This is a genomic window from Burkholderia sp. Se-20373, assembly GCF_017104705.1.
Classification (GTDB): domain Bacteria; phylum Pseudomonadota; class Gammaproteobacteria; order Burkholderiales; family Burkholderiaceae; genus Burkholderia.
Genome location: NZ_JAAGPH010000138.1, coordinates 1 through 20239 on the forward strand (window position 1 = coordinate 1; position 20239 = coordinate 20239).

At 68.8% G+C, this 20239-nt stretch carries 20 protein-coding genes; 10 read left to right on the top strand and 10 right to left on the bottom strand.

The genetic code is table 11. The annotated features are described in order from the left end of the window. Window positions 1-38 precede the first annotated feature (38 nt). Both G3N96_RS30980 and G3N96_RS30985 read left to right on the top strand, forming a co-directional pair. Window positions 39-1055 carry an ABC transporter substrate-binding protein gene (locus G3N96_RS30980; protein WP_206139561.1) on the top strand — a complete coding sequence of 339 codons (1017 nt, stop codon included), beginning with the start codon at window positions 39-41 and terminating at the stop codon, window positions 1053-1055. A gap of 100 nt (window positions 1056-1155) precedes the next feature. After that, entirely contained in the window at window positions 1156-2466 is a 1311-nt protein-coding gene (locus G3N96_RS30985) for an MFS transporter (RefSeq protein WP_124576081.1), read from the top strand. Between the two features lie 12 nt (window positions 2467-2478). Here the strand turns inward: G3N96_RS30985 and G3N96_RS30990 are convergent, their stop codons facing one another. Then, window positions 2479-3150 (bottom strand): hypothetical protein, encoded by a 672-nt coding sequence (locus G3N96_RS30990; protein WP_206139548.1) that lies wholly within the window; start codon window positions 3148-3150, stop codon window positions 2479-2481. 226 nt (window positions 3151-3376) lie between these two features. On the opposite strand from G3N96_RS30990, the gene G3N96_RS30995 reads away from it, so the two are divergent. Then, a complete protein-coding gene (locus G3N96_RS30995) occupies window positions 3377-3652 on the top strand; it encodes a YlcI/YnfO family protein (protein WP_089463120.1) in 276 nt (91 codons plus the stop codon). Continuing rightward, entirely contained in the window at window positions 3649-3948 is a 300-nt protein-coding gene (locus G3N96_RS31000; protein ID WP_089463119.1) for a type II toxin-antitoxin system RelE/ParE family toxin, read from the top strand. The genes G3N96_RS30995 and G3N96_RS31000 overlap by 4 nt, the downstream gene beginning before the upstream one ends. Window positions 3949-4007: 59 nt before the next feature. On the opposite strand, the gene G3N96_RS31005 is transcribed toward G3N96_RS31000, so the two are convergent. Together G3N96_RS31005 and G3N96_RS31010 are read right to left on the bottom strand one after the other, a co-directional pair. After that, on the bottom strand, window positions 4008-5804 hold the full coding sequence (locus G3N96_RS31005; protein WP_206139549.1) for a sensor histidine kinase: 1797 nt from the start codon (window positions 5802-5804) through the stop codon (window positions 4008-4010). Next, window positions 5801-6445: a response regulator transcription factor gene (locus G3N96_RS31010; protein WP_124576083.1), complete on the bottom strand. Its 645-nt coding sequence runs from the start codon at window positions 6443-6445 to the stop codon at window positions 5801-5803. Before G3N96_RS31010 ends, G3N96_RS31005 begins: the two co-directional genes overlap by 4 nt. Before the next feature lie 322 nt (window positions 6446-6767). Here G3N96_RS31010 and G3N96_RS31015 point away from each other — a divergent pair, with 322 nt between their 5' ends. Both G3N96_RS31015 and G3N96_RS31020 read left to right on the top strand, forming a co-directional pair. Beyond that, window positions 6768-7220, top strand: a complete 453-nt coding sequence (locus G3N96_RS31015) for a hypothetical protein (protein WP_039354559.1) — start codon at window positions 6768-6770, stop codon at window positions 7218-7220. Between the two features lie 102 nt (window positions 7221-7322). Beyond that, window positions 7323-9341, top strand: a complete 2019-nt coding sequence (locus tag G3N96_RS31020; RefSeq protein ID WP_206139550.1) for an LssY C-terminal domain-containing protein — start codon at window positions 7323-7325, stop codon at window positions 9339-9341. Window positions 9342-9357: 16 nt separating this feature from the next. Here the strand turns inward: G3N96_RS31020 and G3N96_RS31025 are convergent, their stop codons facing one another. From G3N96_RS31025 to G3N96_RS31040, 4 genes are all read right to left on the bottom strand, one after another. Further along, window positions 9358-9687 (bottom strand): transcriptional regulator, encoded by a 330-nt coding sequence (locus tag G3N96_RS31025; protein ID WP_206139551.1) that lies wholly within the window; start codon window positions 9685-9687, stop codon window positions 9358-9360. A gap of 139 nt (window positions 9688-9826) precedes the next feature. Then, complete coding sequence (locus tag G3N96_RS31030) at window positions 9827-10381, bottom strand: protein tyrosine phosphatase (RefSeq protein WP_206139552.1); 555 nt, start codon at window positions 10379-10381, stop codon at window positions 9827-9829. Between the two features lie 211 nt (window positions 10382-10592). After that, window positions 10593-13043, bottom strand: a complete 2451-nt coding sequence (locus G3N96_RS31035) for an alpha/beta hydrolase fold domain-containing protein (protein WP_206139553.1) — start codon at window positions 13041-13043, stop codon at window positions 10593-10595. Continuing rightward, complete coding sequence (locus tag G3N96_RS31040) at window positions 13030-14745, bottom strand: GMC family oxidoreductase N-terminal domain-containing protein (protein WP_206139554.1); 1716 nt, start codon at window positions 14743-14745, stop codon at window positions 13030-13032. Before G3N96_RS31040 ends, G3N96_RS31035 begins: the two co-directional genes overlap by 14 nt. A 312-nt stretch (window positions 14746-15057) precedes the next feature. Between G3N96_RS31040 and G3N96_RS31045 the strand changes: the two genes are divergently transcribed. Together G3N96_RS31045 and G3N96_RS31050 are read left to right on the top strand one after the other, a co-directional pair. Beyond that, window positions 15058-16089, top strand: coding sequence for an AraC family transcriptional regulator (locus G3N96_RS31045; protein ID WP_206139555.1), 1032 nt, complete (start codon window positions 15058-15060; stop codon window positions 16087-16089). 55 nt (window positions 16090-16144) lie between these two features. After that, on the top strand, window positions 16145-16654 hold the full coding sequence (locus tag G3N96_RS31050) for an N-acetyltransferase (RefSeq protein ID WP_206139556.1): 510 nt from the start codon (window positions 16145-16147) through the stop codon (window positions 16652-16654). A gap of 16 nt (window positions 16655-16670) precedes the next feature. Here G3N96_RS31050 and G3N96_RS31055 read toward each other — a convergent pair whose 3' ends face one another. The 3 genes from G3N96_RS31055 to G3N96_RS31060 form a co-directional block, all read right to left on the bottom strand. Further along, on the bottom strand, window positions 16671-17624 hold the full coding sequence (locus G3N96_RS31055; RefSeq protein ID WP_206139557.1) for a leucyl aminopeptidase: 954 nt from the start codon (window positions 17622-17624) through the stop codon (window positions 16671-16673). 58 nt (window positions 17625-17682) lie between these two features. Then, window positions 17683-17805 (bottom strand): hypothetical protein, encoded by a 123-nt coding sequence (locus G3N96_RS39770; protein WP_006766865.1) that lies wholly within the window; start codon window positions 17803-17805, stop codon window positions 17683-17685. Window positions 17806-18198: 393 nt separating this feature from the next. Further along, a complete protein-coding gene (locus G3N96_RS31060) occupies window positions 18199-18654 on the bottom strand; it encodes an Lrp/AsnC family transcriptional regulator (protein ID WP_206139558.1) in 456 nt (151 codons plus the stop codon). A gap of 117 nt (window positions 18655-18771) precedes the next feature. Here G3N96_RS31060 and G3N96_RS31065 point away from each other — a divergent pair, with 117 nt between their 5' ends. Further along, on the top strand, window positions 18772-19317 hold the full coding sequence (locus G3N96_RS31065) for an alpha/beta hydrolase (RefSeq protein WP_206139559.1): 546 nt from the start codon (window positions 18772-18774) through the stop codon (window positions 19315-19317). A gap of 226 nt (window positions 19318-19543) precedes the next feature. Next, on the top strand, window positions 19544-20239 hold a 696-nt coding region (locus G3N96_RS31070; protein WP_206139560.1), incomplete at its 3' end, for a YbfB/YjiJ family MFS transporter.

Below are 20239 nucleotides of genomic sequence, written 5' to 3' on the forward strand. Positions count from 1 at the left end.
CTTGCCGCTCGTGCCGCGCGTGCAGGGAAGGCCGGCGCATGACGACGTCGCCGCGCCGCCGCGCGTTGATCGCCGCCGGCCTCGGCGTGCTCGCCGCGCCTGCGCTCGTGCGCGCGAAGCCGCGCACAGTGCGGATTTCCAAAGGCTATGGCGTGCTGTACCTGCCGCTGCTCGTGATGGAGAAGCAGCGGCTGTTCGAGCGGCACGCGGCACGCCACGGCGTGCGCGACGTCGCGGTCGACTGGGTGCTGCTCGACGGCGGCAATTCCGTCAACGACGCGATGATGGCCGGCACGCTCGATTTCGCAGGGGCCGGCGCGCCGGGTTTCATCGAGCTGTGGGCACGGGCGCGCGGCATTCCGAACGTCGAGGTGATCGGCATCAGCGGGCTGTCGACCACGTCGCTGTCGCTGAACGCGAACCGGCCGGGCCTCGTGTCGCTGCGCGACTTCACGCTGGCCGACCGGATCGCGGTGCCGGGCATCCGCACGTCGTTGTCGGCGGTCGTGCTGCAGATGGTCGCGAGCCGGCAGCTCGGCCCGAAGCATTTCGCGCAGCTCGATTCGATCACCGTGAACCTGCCGCATCCGCAGGCGATGCAGGCGCTGATCCGCCGCGAGAACGGCGTCACCGCGCACTTCACGTCGCCGCCGTTCTCGACGCTCGAGCTGCGGCAGCCGGGTATCCACCGCGTCGTGAATTCGGTCGACGTGCTCGGCCCGCTGACGCTCGACGTCGTGTTCGCACCGAAGCGGCTCGTCGATACGGAGCCGGCGCTGGCCAGCGCGTTTCTCGGCGCGCTCGACGAGGCGAACCGCCTGATCGCGCAGGATCCGCGCGCGGCGGCCGCGCTCTATGCGGCGTCGTCGGGCGTCGGCGTGTCGCACGACGACGTGATCCAGATGCTAGCTGCGCCGGACACGCGCTTCTCGGTGCTGCCGAACCAGCTGATGGACTACGTCGAATTCCTGTACCTGGCCGGCACGATCAAGGCGAAGCCGCGGGCGTGGCACGAGATGTTCGCGCCGATGCTCGACGACTATCGATCGGGTTGATGCCGCCGCGCCCTTTCATCGAAATACCTCGTGCCCGTGCGCTTGTCGCGCGCAGCGCCGATTCAACCGCTATGCAACCGTTTCACGCAAGGAGCCTCAAGTGAACGCCACCGAAACCCTGGACCCCGCGTCCGCCGAAGAGCAGCGCATCATGTCGAAGATGGCGCGGCGCCTGCTGCCCATCCTCGTCGTGATGTTCCTGATCGCGTTCATCGACCGCCAGAACGTCGGCTTCGCGAAGCTGCAGATGGTGCACAGCCTCGGGATGACGGAGGCCGCGTTCGGGCTCGCGTCGTCGCTGTTCTTCATCGGCTACCTGCTGTTCGAGGTGCCGAGCACGCTCGCGCTGCATCGCTACGGTGCGCGCGTGTGGCTCGCGCGGATCATGCTGACGTGGGGGCTCATCACGGTGCTGATGGGCTTCACGACGTCGATGCCCGCGTTCTGCGCGCTGCGCTTCGTGCTCGGCATCGCCGAGGCCGGTTTCTATCCGGGCGTGATCTACTACCTGACGCTGTGGTTCCCGCAGAGCTACCGCGCGAAGGTGCTCGGCATCTTCACGCTCGGCAGCGCGCTCGCGAACATGCTCGGCTCGCTGGTCGGCGGCGTGCTGCTGAGCCTGAACGGCGTGTGGGGGCTCGCGGGCTGGCAGTGGGTGTTCGTGGCGACGGGCATCCCGGCGGTGATCGTCGCGGTCGTCGTGTTCCGCGTGCTGCCCGCGTCGGTGCGCGACGCGCGTTTCCTCGACGACCGCGAGAAGCAGATCGTCGAGGCCGCGCTCGAACGCGAGAAGCCCGCGCAGGCCGAGCACGGCCAGCCGTGGAAGGCGCTGCTCGATCCGCGCGTGATGCTGTTCGCGGCCACCTACATGCTGATGTCGACGTCGCTGTACGGCGTGACGTACTGGCTGCCGACGCTCGTGAAATCGTTCGGCGTGTCGAGCACCACGAACGGCTTCCTAAGCATGCTGCCGTGGGCGCTCGCCGTGTTGCTGCTGGTGTGGCTGCCGGGAAAGCTGCGCCGCGCGAAGAGCATCCTGCGCACGATCGCGATCGTCGCGGCGCTTGGCGCGCTCGGCTTCCTGCTGAGCCTCGTGCTGCCGTCGACGCCGCTGCGCTTCATCGCGCTGGTGCTCGGTGGCGCATGCATCCCGCTGCTGTATCCGTGCTTCTGGTCGATGCCGCCGCGCTACTTCACCGGTGCCCGGGCGGCGGCGAGCGTCGCGGCGATCAACTCGATCGGCAACCTCGGCGGCTTCTTCAGCCAGAACCTGATGCCGTTTGCCGGCAAGGTGACGGGCACGGCGTTCGGCCCGATGATCGTACCGATCGTGTGTCTCGCGCTGCTCGGGATCGGCGCGCTGGTCGCGTGGACGCGCTCGGAGCGGGGGATGGTGGCGGCGCGCGCGTGAGGGGGCGCGGCGTTATCGCTTCATCAACTCGTTCCCGACGAACGTGAAGTTGGCGGTCGCGTGCGTGTTCGACAGCAGGTACTTGAGCGCGTGGATGTCGGGGGCGGTCGTCGTGAAGTCGTCGCCGTCGAAGATGAAGTTCCACGTGATGATCCGGCTGGTGTCGGGATCGTCCACGTGGATCTCCTTCAGCGACGCGAGCGGATATGCGCGCTCGTGCCAGTCGAACAGGTGTCGGACATAGAGGTGATCGGGTGTGGCGATCTCGTAGCGCCGCAGGAACGGTATCGCGACGAGGAGCAGCACGGCGGTCGTGACCAGCCCCTGGCGCACTGCGCGCCACACGACCGCTCGTGACGCGCGGCCGCGCGGCTTGGCGCGGTAGTGCCGGTAGGCGGACGGTACGATCAACCACGCGGCGAACCACCACGCGATCGCGATGAACCCGAGCGGCATGTTCATGAACGGCACCGAAAACGCGCCGACGAAGCTCGTCGGAAAATCCAGGAGCCGTGCGGTCGATACGAACCCGAGCCCGATGTAGCTGCCGGCCGGATGCGGGATGAATACGGTCGTCGTCAGCGCTTGCAGTGCGAGCAGGATGGGCCAGCACAGCAGCGATACGGCCAGCCAGCCGCCTGCGACCGCGCAGAAGGCGAGTAGGTAGTTGCGGAGCGTTTTCATCTTGGTGGAGGGGGATGCGTTTGGCTGGCGCATTGGCGCGCGAGGGACGCGGGACGGTGATGGCGAAGGATTGTAGCGCCACGCCGATGCTGTCACCGGGCGTTGCGCGCGGGGATTTGAAAATGGGGCGAAAACAACTTCGTAAGCCGACCATCCAAATGGCCGACTGTTCGCAAGGAGGTCAGCGTGGTACCATGCATTACATATGTAATGCATGGAGTGTGCAATGAAAACAGCCACGATGCCTGCACTGCGGGTCGATCCGAAATTGCGCGAAGAGGCGGAGTCTGTCCTGGCGGAAAACGAGACGCTGTCCGCGTTCATGGAGTCGGCGTTGCGCGATGGCATTGCGCGTCGACGCCTGCAGCACGAGTTTGTCGCACGCGGTCTGGCGTCTCGCGACGAGGCGCGGCGTACCGGCGAATATGTCGATGCGGCGGAGGTGCAGAGCGAACTCGAGAGCATGCTGAACGCCGCTCGCGCAGCGAAGGCGGCTGATTGAGCTACCCGGTTCGCTATACGCGCGCGGCACGTGAAGATCTGGTGCGGTTGTATCGATATCTGCTCGAACGCGATGTAGATGCCGCTGCGCGGGCGCTGGAGGCGATCGAACGGGGCGTCGCCATGCTGAGACTGTTCCCATTCACGTGTCGCAAAATCGACGAGGGCAATCCGTTTCTGCGGGAACTGATCGTGTCCTTTGGCACGTCAGGCTATGTCCTGCTGTTCGAGATCGAAAGTGCGGAGCAGGTCACGATCCTCGCTGTCCGTCATCAACGTGAAGACGACTACCACTGACCGGCCAGCGGCGGGGCATCATCGCGGCACCCGTCCGCACCACCGCCTTCACTGAGTCTCTACCCGCGCGGCGCCCCAACCCCACCATGCGCGACCCTCACCTGCGCAGGCGCCAGCGGAATCTCCACCTCGACCGTTGTCCCTTCGCCGAGCGTCGTCGCGATCCGCAGCGTGCCGCCGACGAGATACGCGCGCTCGCGTAACCCCACCAGCCCGAACGATCCCGACTTGCGCGGCACGCCGGGATCGAACCCCGCGCCGTCGTCGCGAATCGTCAGCTCGATCGCATGGTTCGCATGCACGAGTTCGACGTTCGCATGCGACGCGGCCGCGTGCCGCGCGACGTTCGCGAGCGCTTCCTGCGCGATGCGGAACACCGCCGTCGCGTAAGGCTCGTCGAGCTGCAGCTCGGGCGGCTCGACATGCAGCGTGCACTCGATGCCGTGCCGGTGCCGGAAGTCCTCCACGAGCCACTGCATCGCCGCGGCGAAGCCGAGATCGTCGAGCATCAGCGGGCGCAGGTCCGATGCGATGCGGCGCGTCGCGGCCACCGCGCCGCGCGCCAGCGCGTGCATCGCCGCGATCTTGCGCGCCAGATGCGCATCGTCCTGCGGCACGCGGTCGAGGAGCCATTCGAGATCGTTCTTCAGCGTCGCGAGCGTCTGCGCGAGCTCGTCGTGCAGCTCGCGTGCGATGCGGCGCTGCTCGGCTTCGCGTGCGCTCGCGCTGATCGCGGCAATCTCGCGCAGCTCCTCGCGCGACGCCTGCAGCGCCCGCTCGGCCCGCACGCGGTCCTCGACTTCGCGCCGCAGGTCGCGGTTCGACGCGCTCAGTTGCGCGGTGCGCGCGGCGACGCGTTGTTCGAGCCGTTCGTTCGCGTCGTTCAGCTGCGCGCTCTTCTGCACGACGAGCAGATGCTGGTAGCGCGCGCCGGCCAGCGCGCGCACCGTCTGCGCATGCAGCCGGCCGTTCTCGAACAGCATCGCGAACAGCACGACGCCGGACGCGACGAGGCCGTACGCGCGTCCCGCGTAGAAGCCGAGGTCGTAGCGCCCGTGATTCAGCATCGACGACAGCGCGATGTCGAACAGCCACGCGACGAGCACCGTCATCACCCACAGGTCGAGCACGGAATGGCGCCGCCGCCGCTGCCACATCAGCATCAGCGCGACCAGGTTCAGCCCCCAGACGATGGTGATCGCGTTCGTCATCGTCGCGGCCATCCGGTTGCCGTTCATGATGCGCGGCAGCAGGTCGTGGCCGGCCGTCGTGAGCAGCGCGAGCGCGACCGTCGCGCCGATCGCGGCCGCGATGCACAGCCCGACGGGAATCGCCGCGCGGCGCTGCGGGGCCGGGATCGGCCCCGGCGCACGCGGCTTCGCGCGCAGCAGCGCGTACGCGGCGACCGCCAGCGGAAAGCCGCCGTGCCAGAACAGGTACAGCCAGGCGGTGGTCTGGTCGCCGCCGCCGAGCAGGCCGGTCGGTGCGAACAGCCCGGGAAAGGTCAGCATGTGGGTGCCGGCCATGAAACCCGTGAACAGGTAGCCGCCCGCGAGCACGAGCAGCGGCCGCTGGCGCAGGATCGCGTACTGGCCGAGCAGCAGGCCGGCCGTCACCATGTCGTTGACGACGATCGCCGACTGGTACACGGGAATGAACGCCCAGCCCGGCGCAAGCGGCCTGCCCGCAAACGGTGCAAGCGCGGCGAAGATCACGGCGGAGATGAGTACGGTCGCCAGCGCGAGCCGCCGTTCGCGCCGGCCCGGCGGCAGCGACGACATGAACAGGTGCGACGCGTCCGGGTCGTCGTCGTCCGCGGGCGAGGGCGAGGGCGGGGCGCGGAAGGCGGCGGTCATGCGTCGCCGCCCGGGTCGAGTTCGTGGCGCACCGCGTAGCGGACCAGCGCGGCTTCGTGCGGCAGTTCCATCTTCTCGAGGATCCGGGTCTTGTAGGTGCTGACCGTCTTTGCGCTGAGCGCGAGTTCGGTCGCGATCTGCGTGACGGTCTGGCCCGCGACGATGCGGCGCATCACGTCGAACTCGCGCGCGGACAGCCGTTCGTGCGGCAGTGTCGCGGCCGGGGTGCGCAGCGTGAGCGCGAGGCTCTCGGCCGCCGACGGGCTCACGTAGACGCCACCTGCGGCCACCTTGCCGACCGCCTCGACGAGCTCGGCGGTCGCGCTGTCCTTCGTCAGGTAGCCGGTCGCGCCGGCCTTGAACGCGCGCGCCGCGTACTGCGCCTCCGCATGCATCGTCAGCACCAGCGTGCGCAGCGACGGCGCGTGGCGTTTCACCAGCCGGATCAGCTCGATGCCGGTCGGCGCGGGCATCGACAGGTCGAGCAGCAGCACGTCGGCGGCGCCGCGCTCGACCAGCGCAAGCGTGGCCGAGCCGTCGCTTGCCTCGCCGACGATTTCGAAACCGCCGGCCGTTTCCAGGATGTAACGCAGTCCGTCCCGCATGACTGCGTGATCGTCAGCCAGAATTACCCTGATCATCTAGCGATCCTCTTCGGGATGACGCCGCGCACTGTTGTCCGGTGTTCGCCGCGGCTGTTCTTCTGATCAATATATTCCGCCGAATCCGAAAACGATACACATCCGGGAAATTTTCGAGATAGCCGAACGTGGAATGTGTACTGAAACGAAACAATCCCAGGGAGAAAGTACGCATCGGAGCAGGCAGGAATCAGGGTATTCCCTGGTTATTATTGAGACGGTGAAGAGGCGGCGCGGCACGTTGCGAACCACCCCGCGAACCCTCCCGATTCGGGACTAAACTGGTGCCCGATGCCACTACCACTCCCCGAGGAGCCCCGCGATGATCGATCTTGCCGATATCCTGCCGTCCGCACTGCCCGCTGCCGTTGCATGGGCGGAAGCCGAGGCGGCGCGCGGGATCGCGCAGGGGGCGCCGCTGACGCCCGGGCAGGCCGACGACGCGCGCACGGTGGGCGTCGCACAGCCGGAGCGGATCCGCGTGGTGATCGTCGACCGCATGCCGTTCCCCGAGGTGCCGTCGCTGGCCGCGATCGCCCGCGACACGGGGCTCCTGGCGCCGGGGACGATCGGGCTCACGCTCGGCCATGCGGTGTACGTGCTGCGCGGGCAGGACACGCGCCGCCTGCTGACCCACGAATTCCGCCACGTGCATCAGTACGAGGCTGCCGGCTCGATCGGCGCGTTTCTCGCGCGCTATCTGCAGGAGATCGCGACGGTCGGCTACCACGACGCGCCGCTCGAGGCCGACGCGCGGCAGCACGAGTTCGATTGACCCGCCCCGCCGGCGCGACCGCGCGCACCGCCCGATGAACCTTCACGCTGCCACCACCGGCCCGGTGTTCGCACGCCGGGGCGCTCCGCCGAGGCGCGTGCGATGAGCGGCACGATCCACGCGTGGATCGGCGCGATCGGCGCACATCCGCTGCTCGTGCTCGCGATCGTGTTCATGGCGGCCTGCGCCGAGGCGATCGCGCTGATCGGCACGGTCGTGCCGGCCGGCGCCGTGATGTTCGCGGCCGGTGCGCTGATCGGCGCGGGCGCGCTCGACGCCTGGACGACCATCGGTGTCGCGGCCGCCGGCGCCGTGATCGGCGACGGGATCAGCTATGAACTCGGGCGGCATTATCGCGGCGTGATCCGCAACGCCTGGGCGCGCTTCGGCTACGCGGCCGCCTTCGCGCGCGGCGAGGAGTTCGTGCTGCGCCATGGCATGAAGAGCATCGTGCTCGCGCGTTTTCTTGCGCCGGTGCGCGCGGTCGTGCCGGTCGTGGTCGGCTGCGCGACGCTGCCGCGCCGGTCGTTCTATCCGGTCAACGTCGTCTCGGCGCTCATCTGGGCGCCCGTGCACGTCGCGCCGGGCATCCTGTTCGGCGCGTCGGCCGCGCTGGCCGCGGCGATCAGCGTGCGGGTCGCCGTGATCCTGCTGGTCGTCGCGGCGCTCGTCGCGCTCGTGTGGATCGGCGTGCGGGTCGCGTTGCGGCGCGGCTGGCCGCTGTTGCGCCGTGCGCTCGTCGAAGGCGTGCACGCGTGCGCGCGCCGCTGGCCGCGGTTCGGTGCGCGGCTGCACGACGCGATCGCTTACGTGCGCGGCCTGCCCGGCGCGGTGCCCGTGCTCGCGCTGCTGTTCATCGGCTGCGTGTGGCTGTTCGCGGGCCTCGTGCAGGATGTCGTCGCGAACGATCCGCTGATGCACGCGGACATCGCGCTGTATGCGTTCCTGCAGAACCTGCGCACGCCGCCGGTGGACGCCACGATGCGCGCGCTTGCCGTGCTGCACGGGCACGATACGGGGCTGATCGTCGCGGCCGCGTTTCTCGTCTGGCTGATGATCCATCGCTGCTGGCTGACGGCCGTGTGGTGGCTCGCGACGGTTGGCGTCGCCGTCGTGCTCGGGCCGGTGTTCGGCGCGGGCCTACCCGGCGCGACGCCCGCGAGCCTGCCGCCCGGTGCGCCGCACGTGCCGCTGCCCGATGCCGAAGCAGCATTCGCGATTCTCGCGAGCAGCGGCCTCGGCTGGGTGCTCGCGCGCGACCGGCCCGCGCGGTGGCGGATTCCGGTCGTGACGGCGGTGGTGTTGTGGATCGTGCTCGGCGGCTTCGCGCGGCTGTATGTGGGCGACACGTGGCTGTCGGGCCTGCTGGGCGGCTGGAGTCTCGGGCTCGCCTGGTTCGCGTTGCTGGCCGGCGCTTATGCGTACTGGCGCGTGCGCGAGCACGTGCAGCCGAGGGGCGCGCTCGTCGCGGTGACGGTGGTGCTCGCGACGGCCGGTGTATGGACGGTTCCCGCGCAATGGCAGCTCGACCGCGCGGCGCGCCCGCATGTCGGCGACGTGGTCGCGATGACCGTCGACCAGTGGCTGCGCGGCGGGTGGCAGCGCGTGCCGGTGCGGCGCACCGAGATCGGCGGCGACCGCGAGGAATATCTGCCGCTGCAATGGAGCGCGACGTCGGATACGCTCGACCGGCATCTCGCGCAGGCGGGCTGGCAGCGCGCGACGCCGTGGTCGCCGGCCACCGCGCTGCGCTGGCTGCTGCCGCAGGCGCCGGCCGATGCGCTGCCGGTGCTGCCGCGCTACACGCACGGGGAAAGCACGCGCCGCGTGTTCGTGCGCGTCGATCCGGGGCAGCCGGCCAGCCGCCTCGTGCTGCGGCTGTGGCGTTATCCGTACGTGCTGCAGGACGCGCTCGGCATGCGGCCGCTTTGGTACGGCGCGCTGTATCGCGAGACGCTGCACCGGCCGGCGCGACTGATGACGATCGTGCGCACGACGACGATCGACGATGCGGCGACGATCGCGAAGGCGCTGTCGGTCGAGCCGGCGATCGAGCATCCGCCGGCGGGGATGACGAACGCGCCGACGGAGATGCTGCTGGTGTGGATGGTTCGGCCGTGAGCGGGCGGTGTGCCGCTTACGCGTGCGCCGGCTGTGCAGGGACGACGGACAGGCGCAGGCCGACGGTCTTGAGCACCGCGAGCAGGGTTTTCAGTGTCGGGTTGCCGTTTGGCGAGAGCGTGCGATACAGCGATTCGCGGCTGATGCCGGCTTCGGCCGCGACGGCGCCGAGCCCGCCGTACGCTTCCGCGACCGTACGCAGCGCGAGCAGGCCGGCCGCGCGGTTGTCGGGATCGTCGAGCGACTCCATCGCGACGCGCAGATAGGCCACCGCGAGTTCGCGGTCGGCGCCGAGTTCGGCGACTTCCGCGTCGTGGTGCGATACCGCAGATTTGACCCGCTTCATGCTTACCTCCTGTCCAGTTCGACCTTGGTCGCAATTGTAGCTTATAAGTTACAAGGCGAGGGGAAAGGAGGAAGTGTGTGAGCTGCGGACCTGCCGGTGCCGGCGCGTCGCGCCTCGCGAGCCGGCAGGCCTCCTGACATTACTGCTTCGCCGACGCGGCCGTCGCGACCTTGTCGAGCGCAGCCGGGATGTACGTGTCGAGCTGCGTGGTCACCGATTCGTAGAAATCGATCGGCTTGCCCCACGCGTCGGGCACGTCGACGTGCTTCCCGGACGCATACTCGGCGAGCGTGAACACCTTGCCGGCGGCCGACGGATAGAGCGCGAGCACCTTCTCCTTGTGTTTGTCGGTCATCGTCAGGATCACGTCGGAGTGCTTGATGTCGTTGGCGTTCAACTGCACCGAACGGTGCGCGGACGTGTCGATGCCACGGCGCTTCATCAGGATCACGCCGTTTTCCTCGGGCTTTTCGTCATACGGATCTTCGTCGACCGCACGTGAAATCACCGCGATGTGCGCGTGGCGCTGCGCGATCAACTGGCCGGCGATCGCTTCGGCCATCACGCTGCGCCCGGTGTTGCCGGTGTCGACGAACGCCACCTTCTTCGGCTCGTCGGCGAACGCCGACGTCGCGCACTGGATGCTGACGCAACAGAGCAGTGCCAGCGTGTTGAGGGTGTGCCTTCTTTTCATGATGTCTCCGCGAGGGTGGGGAACCCCGGCGGCGCGCCGGGGCTTGCGGAAGATCATGACGGCCGCCTGCGACGGAAAAAAATAAACGGCCGGTTTTTGCAAGACGACGTCGCTTCGTGGCAAGCGGGTTCGCTGACGGCGCATGCATCGCGCACCCGATCGGGGCGGCCGCGAACCACGGCCCCGATCGCGGCGCGTGACTGCTTCGTCGTCACGCCGTCGTCGCCACCCGTTCCGCCGCAAACCCCGCCAGCGTCCGCAACGCATCCCGCGCCGACCGCAGGTAAAACGCCTGCAGATGAAACACATGCCAGCGCGCCGCATGAACCTCCAGCCGGCACGGCACGCCGCAGGCCCGCGCATGACGGGCCAGCCGCTGCGCATCCGACAGCAGCACCTCCTGGTCGCCGGCCTGGACGAGCATCGGCGGCAGGCCGCGCAGGTCGGTGTCGAGCGGCCCGCGCGCCGCCACCGAACCGGCGCCGTGATACCAGCACAGCCCTTGTTCGAGCCAGCCGCGACGGATCATCGGATCGTCATGACGGCGCGAAGCCAGCGTCTCGCCGCCGAGCGCGGGATCGGTCACCGGCGAGATCAGCAGCAGCGCGGCGGCGGCCGGTTCGCCGCGCTCGCGTAGCGCGATGGCCAGTGCCAGCGCCAGCGCGCCGCCGGCCGAATCGCCGGCGATCACGATCCGGCGCGGCGCATGGCCCTGCGCACGCATCGCGTCGTAGACCGCCAACGCATCGTCGAGCGCGGCCGGGCTCGGATGCTCGGGGGCCAGCCGGTAATCGGGCACCCACACCGGCAGGGCGGCCTCGTTCGCGAGCCGCGTCGTCACGCCGCGATGCGTGTGCGGCCCGCCGAGGCAGAATGCGCCGCCGTGCAGATAGAGGATTGCGCCGCCCGTGTCACCGCGTTTCGGCGCGACCACTTCAACCGGCACGCGATGCGCGGACGTGCGGTAGCGCAGCGTGCCGCTCGTGCCCGGCATCAGCGGCGACAGCAGTGCGACCACGCATCGCTGCATGCGCGCGCCGAACGGCGGCCCGATCAGCGGCCGGAACGCGACGCGCAGGAAGCCGCGCAGCGATGCGGCGGTGAGTGCCTCCAGCCGGCCGGCGGGCGGCGCGACCACCACGTCGCGCGCCGCTGCGGCCGACTCCGGCAGCGGATGCGTGAAGCGGTAGGCGGACATCCCGGTGAAGCGCGTGATCCACCGGTAGGTCAGCGTGAAGCCCGGCCAGTTCGTGCTGTTGTGACCCGACGCATCGACGTACCAGCTCTTGCAGCTGTTCCACACCGAGCCTTCGAGCCGCTGCTGCACATGCACGTTGAAGCGCCGGTAGCGGCGCGCATCGACGTCGATCTCGCGCGCACCGTCGCGCCGCATCGTGCGCAGGCAGCGCATCACGTGCGCGATCTGGCTTTCGAGCATATAGACGATCGAGTTGTGGCCGAGGTTGGTGTTCGGGCCGTACAGCATGAAGAAGTTCGGAAAGCCGGGCACGGTGAGCCCGAGATACGCCTGCGCACCACGCCGCCATGCATCGTTCAGGTCGAGCCCGTCGCGGCCCGTGATGCGCATCGGCGACAGGAACGCGGTCGCCGCGAACCCGGTGCCGTAGATGATCGCATCGACCGGATGGTGCACGCCGTCGACGGTCTCGATGCCGTCCTCCGTCACGCGCCGGATCCGCTGCGTGACGAGCTCGACGTTGTCGCGGCTCATCGCGGCAAGGTAGTCGCTCGACAGCAGGATGCGCTTGCAGCCGATCGGGTAGTCGGGCGTGAGCCGCGCACGCAGCGCGGGGTCCGGCACGTCGCGTGCAAGCAGTGTGTGGAACGGCCGGCCGACCGCGACCTTCATCAGCTTGTGCAGACGCGTGAACGCGATCGCGCGCGATTCGTAACGCAGGTAGATCGATGCGCGATGCAGCTTCATCGCCCACGGCAACCGGCGGAACAGCGCCTTCTCCCACGGGCGGTACGCGCGGTCGGGGCGCGGCATCACATAGGCCGGCGAACGCTGGAATACGACCAGCTGCTTCACGTCGCCCGCGATCGCCGGGACGAACTGGATCGCCGACGCGCCGGTGCCGACGACCGCCACGCGTTTGCCGGCGAGCGAATAGTCGTGATCCCAGTGCGCGGAGTGGAACGCGCGGCCGCGAAACGTGTCGATGCCGGGCAGGTCGGGCATCGCGGGGCGGCTGAGCTGCCCGGTGCCGCTGACGAGCACGGCGGCGCTGAGCGTCGTGCCGTCGGCGAGTGTGACGCGCCACAGCGCGGCGGTTTCGTCGTAGCGGGCGTGCGCGACTTCGGCGCCGAAACGCAGGTAGCGTGCGAGGCCGTACTTGCGCGCGCAATGCTGCAGGTACGCATGGATTTCGGGCTGCGGCGCGAACACGCGCGACCACGCCGGATTGGGCTCGAACGAGAACGAGTACAGGTGCGAGGGCACGTCGCAGGCGGCGCCCGGGTAGCGGTTGTCGCGCCACACGCCGCCGACGTCGTGCGAGCGTTCGACGATCGCGAAATCGCGGATGCCGGCACGTTGCAGCGCGATCGCCATGCCGATGCCGGCGAAGCCGGCGCCGATGATGATCGCCGCGAGCGGTGCGGCGGGTTCGGCGGTGCGAGCGGTATCAGGCGACAACATGGCGGGCTTCCTCGGGCTGGATGGCACCGTGCGCGGTACACGCGGCAGGAACTGTGTCGAGATCCGTCGTCATCCTGACGGTTTCGCGTTGCGGTTGTGCGGACGTGCGGCACACGCCGCGAATCAGGTCGACGGCCTTCTCGGCGATCATGATCGTCGGCGCGTTGGTATTGCCGCCGATGAGTGTCGGCATCACCGACGCATCGACGATGCGCAGCCCCTGCAGGCCGCGCACGCGCAGTTGCGGATCGACGACGGCGAGCGCGTCGTGCCCCATCCGGCACGTGCCGACCGGGTGATACACGGTGTCGGTGCGGCGCCGCAGCACGTCGCGGATTTCGTCGTCAGTGTCGACGTTCGCGGTGAACAGGTCGCGCGTGGTCCAGCCGGCGAGTGCCGGCGCTTCCATCAGCCGTCGTGTGAGGCGAAAGCCCGCGACCATGTCGTCGAGATCGCGCGGATCGTCGAAGAACGCGGGATCGATGCGCGGCGCCGCGAGCGGATCGGCGCTGTTCAGCGTGACCGAGCCGCGGCTGCGCGGCCGCAGCAGGCACACGTGGCACGACAGCCCGTGACCGGCGTGCAGCTTGCGCGCGTGATCGTCGACGAGCGCGACGACGAAGTGAAGCTGGATGTCCGGCGCGTCGAGCTCGGCGCGCGTCTTCAGGAAGCCGCCGCCTTCCGCGAAATTCGACGTCAGCATCCCGCGCCGTTCGCGGCGAAAGCGCGCCAGCTCGCGCAGCATGCGCAGGCCGCCGCCCACGGACACGCCCATCGTGTCGACGCTGCGCGTGCGGTAGCCGAAGATGAAGTCCGGATGATCCTGCAGGTTGCGGCCGACGCCGGGCAGGTCGGCGTGCACGGCGATGCCCTGTTGCTGGAGTTCGCGGCCCGGGCCGACGCCCGACAGCATCAGCAACTGCGGCGTTTGCAGCGCGCCGGCCGCTAGCACGACTTCACGCCGCGCGCGCAGCGTGCGGACCTCGCCATGCTGCCGCACCTCGACGCCGATCGCGCGCGTGCCGTCGAACAGGATGCGCAGCACCTGCGCGTGCGTCTCGACCGTCAGGTTGTCGCGGCGGCCGACGTGCGGCAGCAGGTATGCGCGCGCGGCGCTCCACCGTTCGCCGTGCTTCTGCGTGACCTGATAGAGGCCGATGCCTTCCTGCTGCGCGCCGTTGAAATCGTCGGTGAGCGGCAGGCCGGCCTGCCGCGCGGCTTCGAGGTAGCGCGCATGGAACGGGTTGCCGGTGCGCAGGTCGCTCACCCACAGCGGGCCGTCGCGGCCGTGCCACGCATCGTCGAAGCGCTCGTTGTGCTCGCTCAGGCGGAAGTACGGCAGCACGTCGTCGTAGCGCCAGCCTTCGTTGCCGAGCGCGGCCCAGCCGTCGTAGTCGACGCGATGACCGCGGATATAGACCATCGCGTTGATCGCCGACGACCCGCCCAGCACCTTGCCGCGCGGCTGGTAGCCGATGCGCCCGCCGAGGCCCGGCTGCGGCACCGTGTCGAAGGCCCAGTTGTTGATGCGGGTCGGCATCATCGCGACCGCGCCGGTCGGCACGTTGACGAGCGTGCCGTCGCCGCGGCCGCCGGCCTCGAGCACGCAGACGGTCACGGCCGGGTCCTCGGTCAGCCGCCCGGCGACGACGCTGCCGCCCGAACCGCCGCCCACGACGATGTAGTCGAAAGTCTTGCTCATGGATTCGTCCTCTGATGGTCGATGGATCAAGCGGGGCGCGGCAGCGTGCACGGGCGGCCGGCTTGCGGCGGGCGGGACGCGAGCGGCGGGGCGGGGGCGCGTGCGGCAAATTCGTCGCGCCTGCATGCGAAGCGGGCTGCGGGATCGGTCGGGCGACTCGGTCGCATGGTGTCTCCTCCGGAGGGCGGTGGCGTCGTTCGGACGACGACTGGATGACGCCGATGGTGCTGGCCGCATGGGAAAACACCAATGCTGCTTCGGGACAATTGTTTTAGTATTTGGGCCAAATCGGCGCTTCGAGGGTTTCTCCGCATGAGTTTCTGGGATTTCACCCGGAGTCCGGCCAGCGCCCGGCTGCTGGTCGATTTTGGCGACGAACGCGGCGTGCCGCACACGACGCTGCTGGCCGGCACGGGCCTCGCGGACGCGCAGCTCGACGATCCGAAGGTCGAGGTGACGGCCGCGCAGGAACTGCGGCTGACCGGCAACCTACTGCGCGCGCTCGAGCGCGCGCCGGGCCTCGGGTTCGAGGTCGGCCAGCGCTATCACTTCTCCGCGTACGGGGTGTGGGGCTACGGGCTGATCGCGAGCGCGACCGCACGCGACGCGCTCGCGCTGGCGCTGCGCTTCCTGCCGCTCACCTACGCGTTCACGGTGATCACGTACCGCGAGGAAGGCGGCACGTGCGTGCTCAATTTCGGCGCGCCGGAACTCGATGGCGCGCTGAGCCGGTTTCTCGTCGAGCGCGACATGACGGCCGCGGCCGTGCTGCTGCAGGAAATCGGCGACGACACATTCGCGTTGTCGCGCTTCACGGTGCAGGCAGCGCGCACGCCGGCCATGCCGGTGCCGCGCATCGCCGGCATCGAGCCCGTGTTCTCGGCGCGTGCGAACAGCCTCGCTTTCGACCGCGCGTTTCTCGACCGGCTGCTGCCGCACGCGAATCCGCTGACGGTGTCGATGTGCGAGCAGATGTGCGGCCAGTTGCTCGAAGCGCGGCGTGCGCGCGTGGGCACGTCGGAGATGGTGCGCCAGTACCTGAGCGCGACACCCGGCCCCGCGCCGTTCTCGCTCGAGGACATGGCGCGGCTGATGAACACGAGCCCGCGCACGCTCAAGCGCCGGCTGCAGGAGGAGGGCACGACGTTCCGCGCACTGCTTGCGCAGGCGCGTGGCGCGATGGCCGAGACGCTGCTCGGCGACGCGCGCCTGTCGCTCGCGGAAGTCGCGGAGCGGCTCGGCTTCAGCGACCTGTCGAGTTTCTCGCAGGCGTTCAAGCGCTGGTACGGCATGCCGCCGGGCGCGTATCGCAGCGCGGCGCAGCGGGACGGCAGCCGTTCCTGAATCACGGTACGATCGCCGGCATGCCTGCCGACATTCCCATCACGAGAGACTCCGCATGATCACGATTCGCCCGATGACCGACGACGATTTCCCGCGCTTCTGGCCGACTTATCGCGCGATCGTCGCCGCTCAGGAAACCTATGCATTCGATGCGGCGCCGACACAGGAAGCGGCGCGCGCACTGTGGATCGATGCGCCGCTGTGCACGTGGATCGCCGAAGAGGACGGCGTGGTCCTGGGCTCGTACTACCTGAAGGCGAACGCGGGCGGCCCCGGCAATCACGTGAGCAACTGCGGCTACATGGTGAGCGAGGCCGCGCGCGGCCGCGGCGTCGCGCGCCTGATGTGCGAGCATTCGCAGCAGGTCGCACGCGAGCGCGGTTTCCTCGCGATGCAGTTCAACTCGGTGGTGTCGACCAACGAAGTGGCGGTCGCGCTGTGGCAGAAGCTGGGGTTTGAAATCGTCGGCCGGCTGCCGCGTGCGTATCGCCACGCGCGGCTCGGCTTCGTCGACAGCCTCGTGATGTTCAAGTGGCTCGGCGACCCGGCGGCCGCCGAAGCCTGAGCACGCAGCCGCTTCGTCAGACGGCGAACGCGCCGTCGAACACGATCCGGTCGTCGAGCGCGAGCGTGCCGCGCGCGAAGATCAGGTCGAGATGGTGGCTGCCGTTTTCGCCGCCGCCGAGCCCGAGGTGCAGGCCCGGATGGCGTTCCTCGAACCCCGCGTTGCGGCCGTACAGCCCGCGAATCCCGAGGTTCGTGCCGATGCCGAATTCCTCGATCCGCCGGTGATTCGGATGCCGGTCGAGATAGGTCGAGAAGTCGCGCCGGAAACCTTCGTTGTCCGTGTCGAACCCGACGATCGTACTGTTCTCGACGCGCAGCGTGGCCAGCTGCTCGGCCACCTTGTACTTGATCGCGAACGGCACGGTGCCGAGAAACGTGCCGCTGAAGACGACCGAGCCGTTGAGATCGGTGACGTGCGTCGCGATCTCGCCGGGCACGACGTCGAGGTTGCCCATGCCGTCCACGCTCGTCCATTTCTGGTCCGGCGCGAGCGAGCCCGTCAGCGTGTTGCCGGCTTCGTCGATGAAGCGGATCTGCGATGCGCATGCGGCCGCGTCGATCAGCCGGCCGTTGCGTGCCGCGATGTCGTCGAGCGATTCGGCGAATGCCTCGTCGAGATGCGGGCCGTAATCCTTGAACAGCACCGACTTGCTCCAGTGCTCGACGATCGCGGGGCGGATCGCGGCGAGGAACGGCGGCCCGCTCGGCGACGGCGTCGGCAGGCACGACGAGTCGTACAGCAGCACGAACAGATCGGCGCGATCGAGCGCGGCGGCGATATCGGCGGGTGGGGTGCTTTCGAGGCAGAGGGTGGTCGCGTCGAGCGAATCGGGCAGGGCGGAAAACGCGCGCAATGCGATGTCGCGGTTGCGGGTGTCATGGCCGACCAGCAGTTGTCCCGACTCGCCGCGCGCCAGCTTGTCGCGCAGCGCGGGGTGGAAGCCCAGCGCGCGATGCAGGTTCAGCATGCATGTCTCCGGAAGCGGCGGAAGGGCCGAGGCCCTTCCGCGAGAACGGGTGGCCCGCTCAGACCGGCCAGAGCGCGGTGCCGAACGGCACCACGGCGTCCTCGACCATCATGTCGACGGCCTCGGGGTGCGTGTCTTCCTGCATCCAGTCAAGCAATTCGATCTGCTGGGTGTCCTGCATGTCAATTCTCCTGTGGTGAACATGAGTGATTCAACATGAAAGCGCGGCTAAAAAGTTGCCACTCCTCATCACGCATTTCGTGAATGCGCGGCGAGTGGCGTTGATATTAGTCTGATGAATTTACGAATGCAATGCGTTGCAAGGTTTTTAGCCGAGGCGTGCTAAACACGGGGGATTGGCGGGGCGCGTGACGTAAAACACGGATAAAGAGAATGGCGGATTCGACGTCATTTTTTCAATGACCGGAATCCTAGGAATTGCATTGCCTTCGGCGCTTTTTCATCGGGAATTCAATCGACGCGATCGTCGTGATCGATGGCGTTCGCCGCGACCGTGCCTGCGCGCGAACGTGCCGTCGGTCATCGACGGCGCATCAGCGGCCCGCTGCCCGTGTCAACCGAGCAGCGCCTTGCCGAGCGGCTTGGCCGGCTCGGACCGCAGCACCAGTGACGTCGTGACCGCGCCGAAGCGGGCAATCGTATCGATGATGGTTTCCAGTTGTCCCGGTGTCGGCACCAGGACCTTCAGCAGGAAGCAATCCTCGCCGGTCATCCGGTGGACCTCGATGACGTGCGGCATCTCCGCGAACGCGCGCAGCGCGGGCTTGATGTGTTCGTGCGTGGTCTTCAACCGGATGATGGCCATCATCCCCAGCCCCAGCGCGGCCGGGTCGATCCGTGCACCGTAGCCCGCGATGATGCCGCGCTCTTCCAGCCGCTTGACGCGCTCCGACGTAGCCGGCTGCGACAGGCCGATACGGCGCCCCACTTCTGACAGCGGCATCCGCGCATTTTCCTGCAGCGCCTCGAGGATCGACAGATCCAGGCGATCGAGCTCTCCGTTCGACATGTCCGCTTTCCCGCTCCGTTAATTCATCGGCATATTGTCTCAATATCCGATGATTTGCCATTCCCGGCCGGTTTCGGGCAGGCCAGACTGCGAGCTCGTTTATTCATGGAGACGGAGATGGACCAGACGATCGTGATCGTGCCGGGGATCGGCAACTCGGGACCGGATCATTGGCAGAGCCACTGGGAGGCCGCGCTGCCGGGCGCCGTGCGCATGGCGCCTGCGTCATGGGATGCGCCGGACCTGCGCGACTGGATGGCGGCGCTCGATCAAGCCGTTGCGCAAGCCGCGACGCCGCCGGTGCTGATCTGTCATTCGCTGGGGTGCCTGCTGTTCGCGCACTGGCGGGCGGCGTCGACGCGCGTCGTGCGCGGTGCGTGGCTCGTGGCGGTGCCGGACCCGGGCGGCCCGCGTTTTCCGGCTGCGGCCCGTGCGTTCGCGCATGTGCCGCAGGGCGATTTCGGCGGCTTGCCGGTGCTGGCGATCGCCAGTTCGGATGACGGATACGACCCGGCCGGGCGCGGCATGGCATGGGCACGCGAGCGCGGTGCGACGCCGTTGCTGCTCGGCCCGCGCGGCCATCTGAATACGGAAGCGGGACTGGCGGAATGGCCCGAGGGACGCGCGTTGTTCACGGCCTTCATGGCGGGATTGCGGGGGTAGCACGGGCGGGCGGCCGACGTGCTCTCGCGATGGCTGGCGGCGGGCGATGCATGGACGATCCGGCTGCCGCGGCCGGGTTCCTGCCGCCAACGCATGCCGGCCCGCGACGGCTCAAGTATGATCGTTCGACAATATCGGAAGCCTCGACAGTCGGGATTGGCGCGTGTGGAACACCGGTTCCGCCGTCATGACTTGCCGTGGCTTCGAACGACCAAGGAGACATGCGATGCGCGCAGCGCCGCAACCGGAGCAGGCCGGCCCGTCGCGGCCGGACACTGGCGCGACCAGCCCCTTCCCGGAACGTGACCCCGATCGCATTGCCGCGTGGCGGCTCGCGATCTGCCTGTCGTTCGGCAGCGCGATCGCGCTCGGCCTCGCGCGCTTTTCGTATGCGCTGCTGCTGCCGCCGATGAAGGCCGATCTCGGCTGGACGTTCGCGCAGGCCGGCGCGCTGAACACGGCGAACGCGGCCGGCTATCTGGTCGGCGCGCTCGCGTTTCCGTTGCTGTCGCGGCGCTGGAGAGCCGGCTCGCTGCTGGCGGCCGGATGCGTGCTGACCGCGCTGTTGATGGCGGCATGTGGGCTCACGTCCGGCATGCATGCGCTGCTCGTGCAGCGGCTCGCGACCGGCGTCGGCAGCGCGCTGATCTTCATCAGCGGCGGCGTGCTGGCCGCGCGGCTCGCATCGGCGTCGCCCCGCGATGCGGGGCTGCTGCTCGGTCTTTACTACGGCGGCACCGGGTGGGGCATCGTCGCATCGTCACTGCTCGTGCCGGCGACGCTCTCACACGGCGACCATGGCTGGCAGCCCGCGTGGTTCGCGCTCGCGTTCGCGTGCGTGCTGTTCTCGGCGGTGGCCGTGTCGGCCGCGCGCCGCATCGAGCGCGTGCACGCGGCACCGACCGCGCCGCGCGGCGGTGCG

Excerpts from the sequence above, each read along its gene's own strand:
- G3N96_RS31060 (WP_206139558.1), bottom strand. The coding sequence starts at position 18,654 with ATGTCGAACGGAGAGCTCGATCGCCTGGATCTGTCGATCCTCGAGGCG.
- G3N96_RS31040 (WP_206139554.1), bottom strand. The coding sequence starts at position 14,745 with ATGAGCAAGACTTTCGACTACATCGTCGTGGGCGGCGGTTCGGGCGGC.
- G3N96_RS31045 (WP_206139555.1), top strand. The coding sequence starts at position 15,058 with ATGAGTTTCTGGGATTTCACCCGGAGTCCGGCCAGCGCCCGGCTGCTG.
- G3N96_RS31065 (WP_206139559.1), top strand. The coding sequence starts at position 18,772 with ATGGACCAGACGATCGTGATCGTGCCGGGGATCGGCAACTCGGGACCG.
- G3N96_RS31010 (WP_124576083.1), bottom strand. The coding sequence starts at position 6,445 with ATGATCAGGGTAATTCTGGCTGACGATCACGCAGTCATGCGGGACGGA.
- G3N96_RS31030 (WP_206139552.1), bottom strand. The coding sequence starts at position 10,381 with ATGAAAAGAAGGCACACCCTCAACACGCTGGCACTGCTCTGTTGCGTC.
- G3N96_RS31020 (WP_206139550.1), top strand. The coding sequence starts at position 7,323 with ATGAGCGGCACGATCCACGCGTGGATCGGCGCGATCGGCGCACATCCG.
- G3N96_RS31035 (WP_206139553.1), bottom strand. The coding sequence starts at position 13,043 with ATGTTGTCGCCTGATACCGCTCGCACCGCCGAACCCGCCGCACCGCTC.
- G3N96_RS30980 (WP_206139561.1), top strand. The coding sequence starts at position 39 with ATGACGACGTCGCCGCGCCGCCGCGCGTTGATCGCCGCCGGCCTCGGC.
- G3N96_RS30990 (WP_206139548.1), bottom strand. The coding sequence starts at position 3,150 with ATGAAAACGCTCCGCAACTACCTACTCGCCTTCTGCGCGGTCGCAGGC.
- G3N96_RS31005 (WP_206139549.1), bottom strand. The coding sequence starts at position 5,804 with ATGACCGCCGCCTTCCGCGCCCCGCCCTCGCCCTCGCCCGCGGACGAC.
- G3N96_RS31025 (WP_206139551.1), bottom strand. The coding sequence starts at position 9,687 with ATGAAGCGGGTCAAATCTGCGGTATCGCACCACGACGCGGAAGTCGCC.
- G3N96_RS31055 (WP_206139557.1), bottom strand. The coding sequence starts at position 17,624 with ATGCTGAACCTGCATCGCGCGCTGGGCTTCCACCCCGCGCTGCGCGAC.
- G3N96_RS30995 (WP_089463120.1), top strand. The coding sequence starts at position 3,377 with ATGAAAACAGCCACGATGCCTGCACTGCGGGTCGATCCGAAATTGCGC.
- G3N96_RS31015 (WP_039354559.1), top strand. The coding sequence starts at position 6,768 with ATGATCGATCTTGCCGATATCCTGCCGTCCGCACTGCCCGCTGCCGTT.
- G3N96_RS31050 (WP_206139556.1), top strand. The coding sequence starts at position 16,145 with ATGATCACGATTCGCCCGATGACCGACGACGATTTCCCGCGCTTCTGG.
- G3N96_RS39770 (WP_006766865.1), bottom strand. The coding sequence starts at position 17,805 with ATGCAGGACACCCAGCAGATCGAATTGCTTGACTGGATGCAGGAAGAC.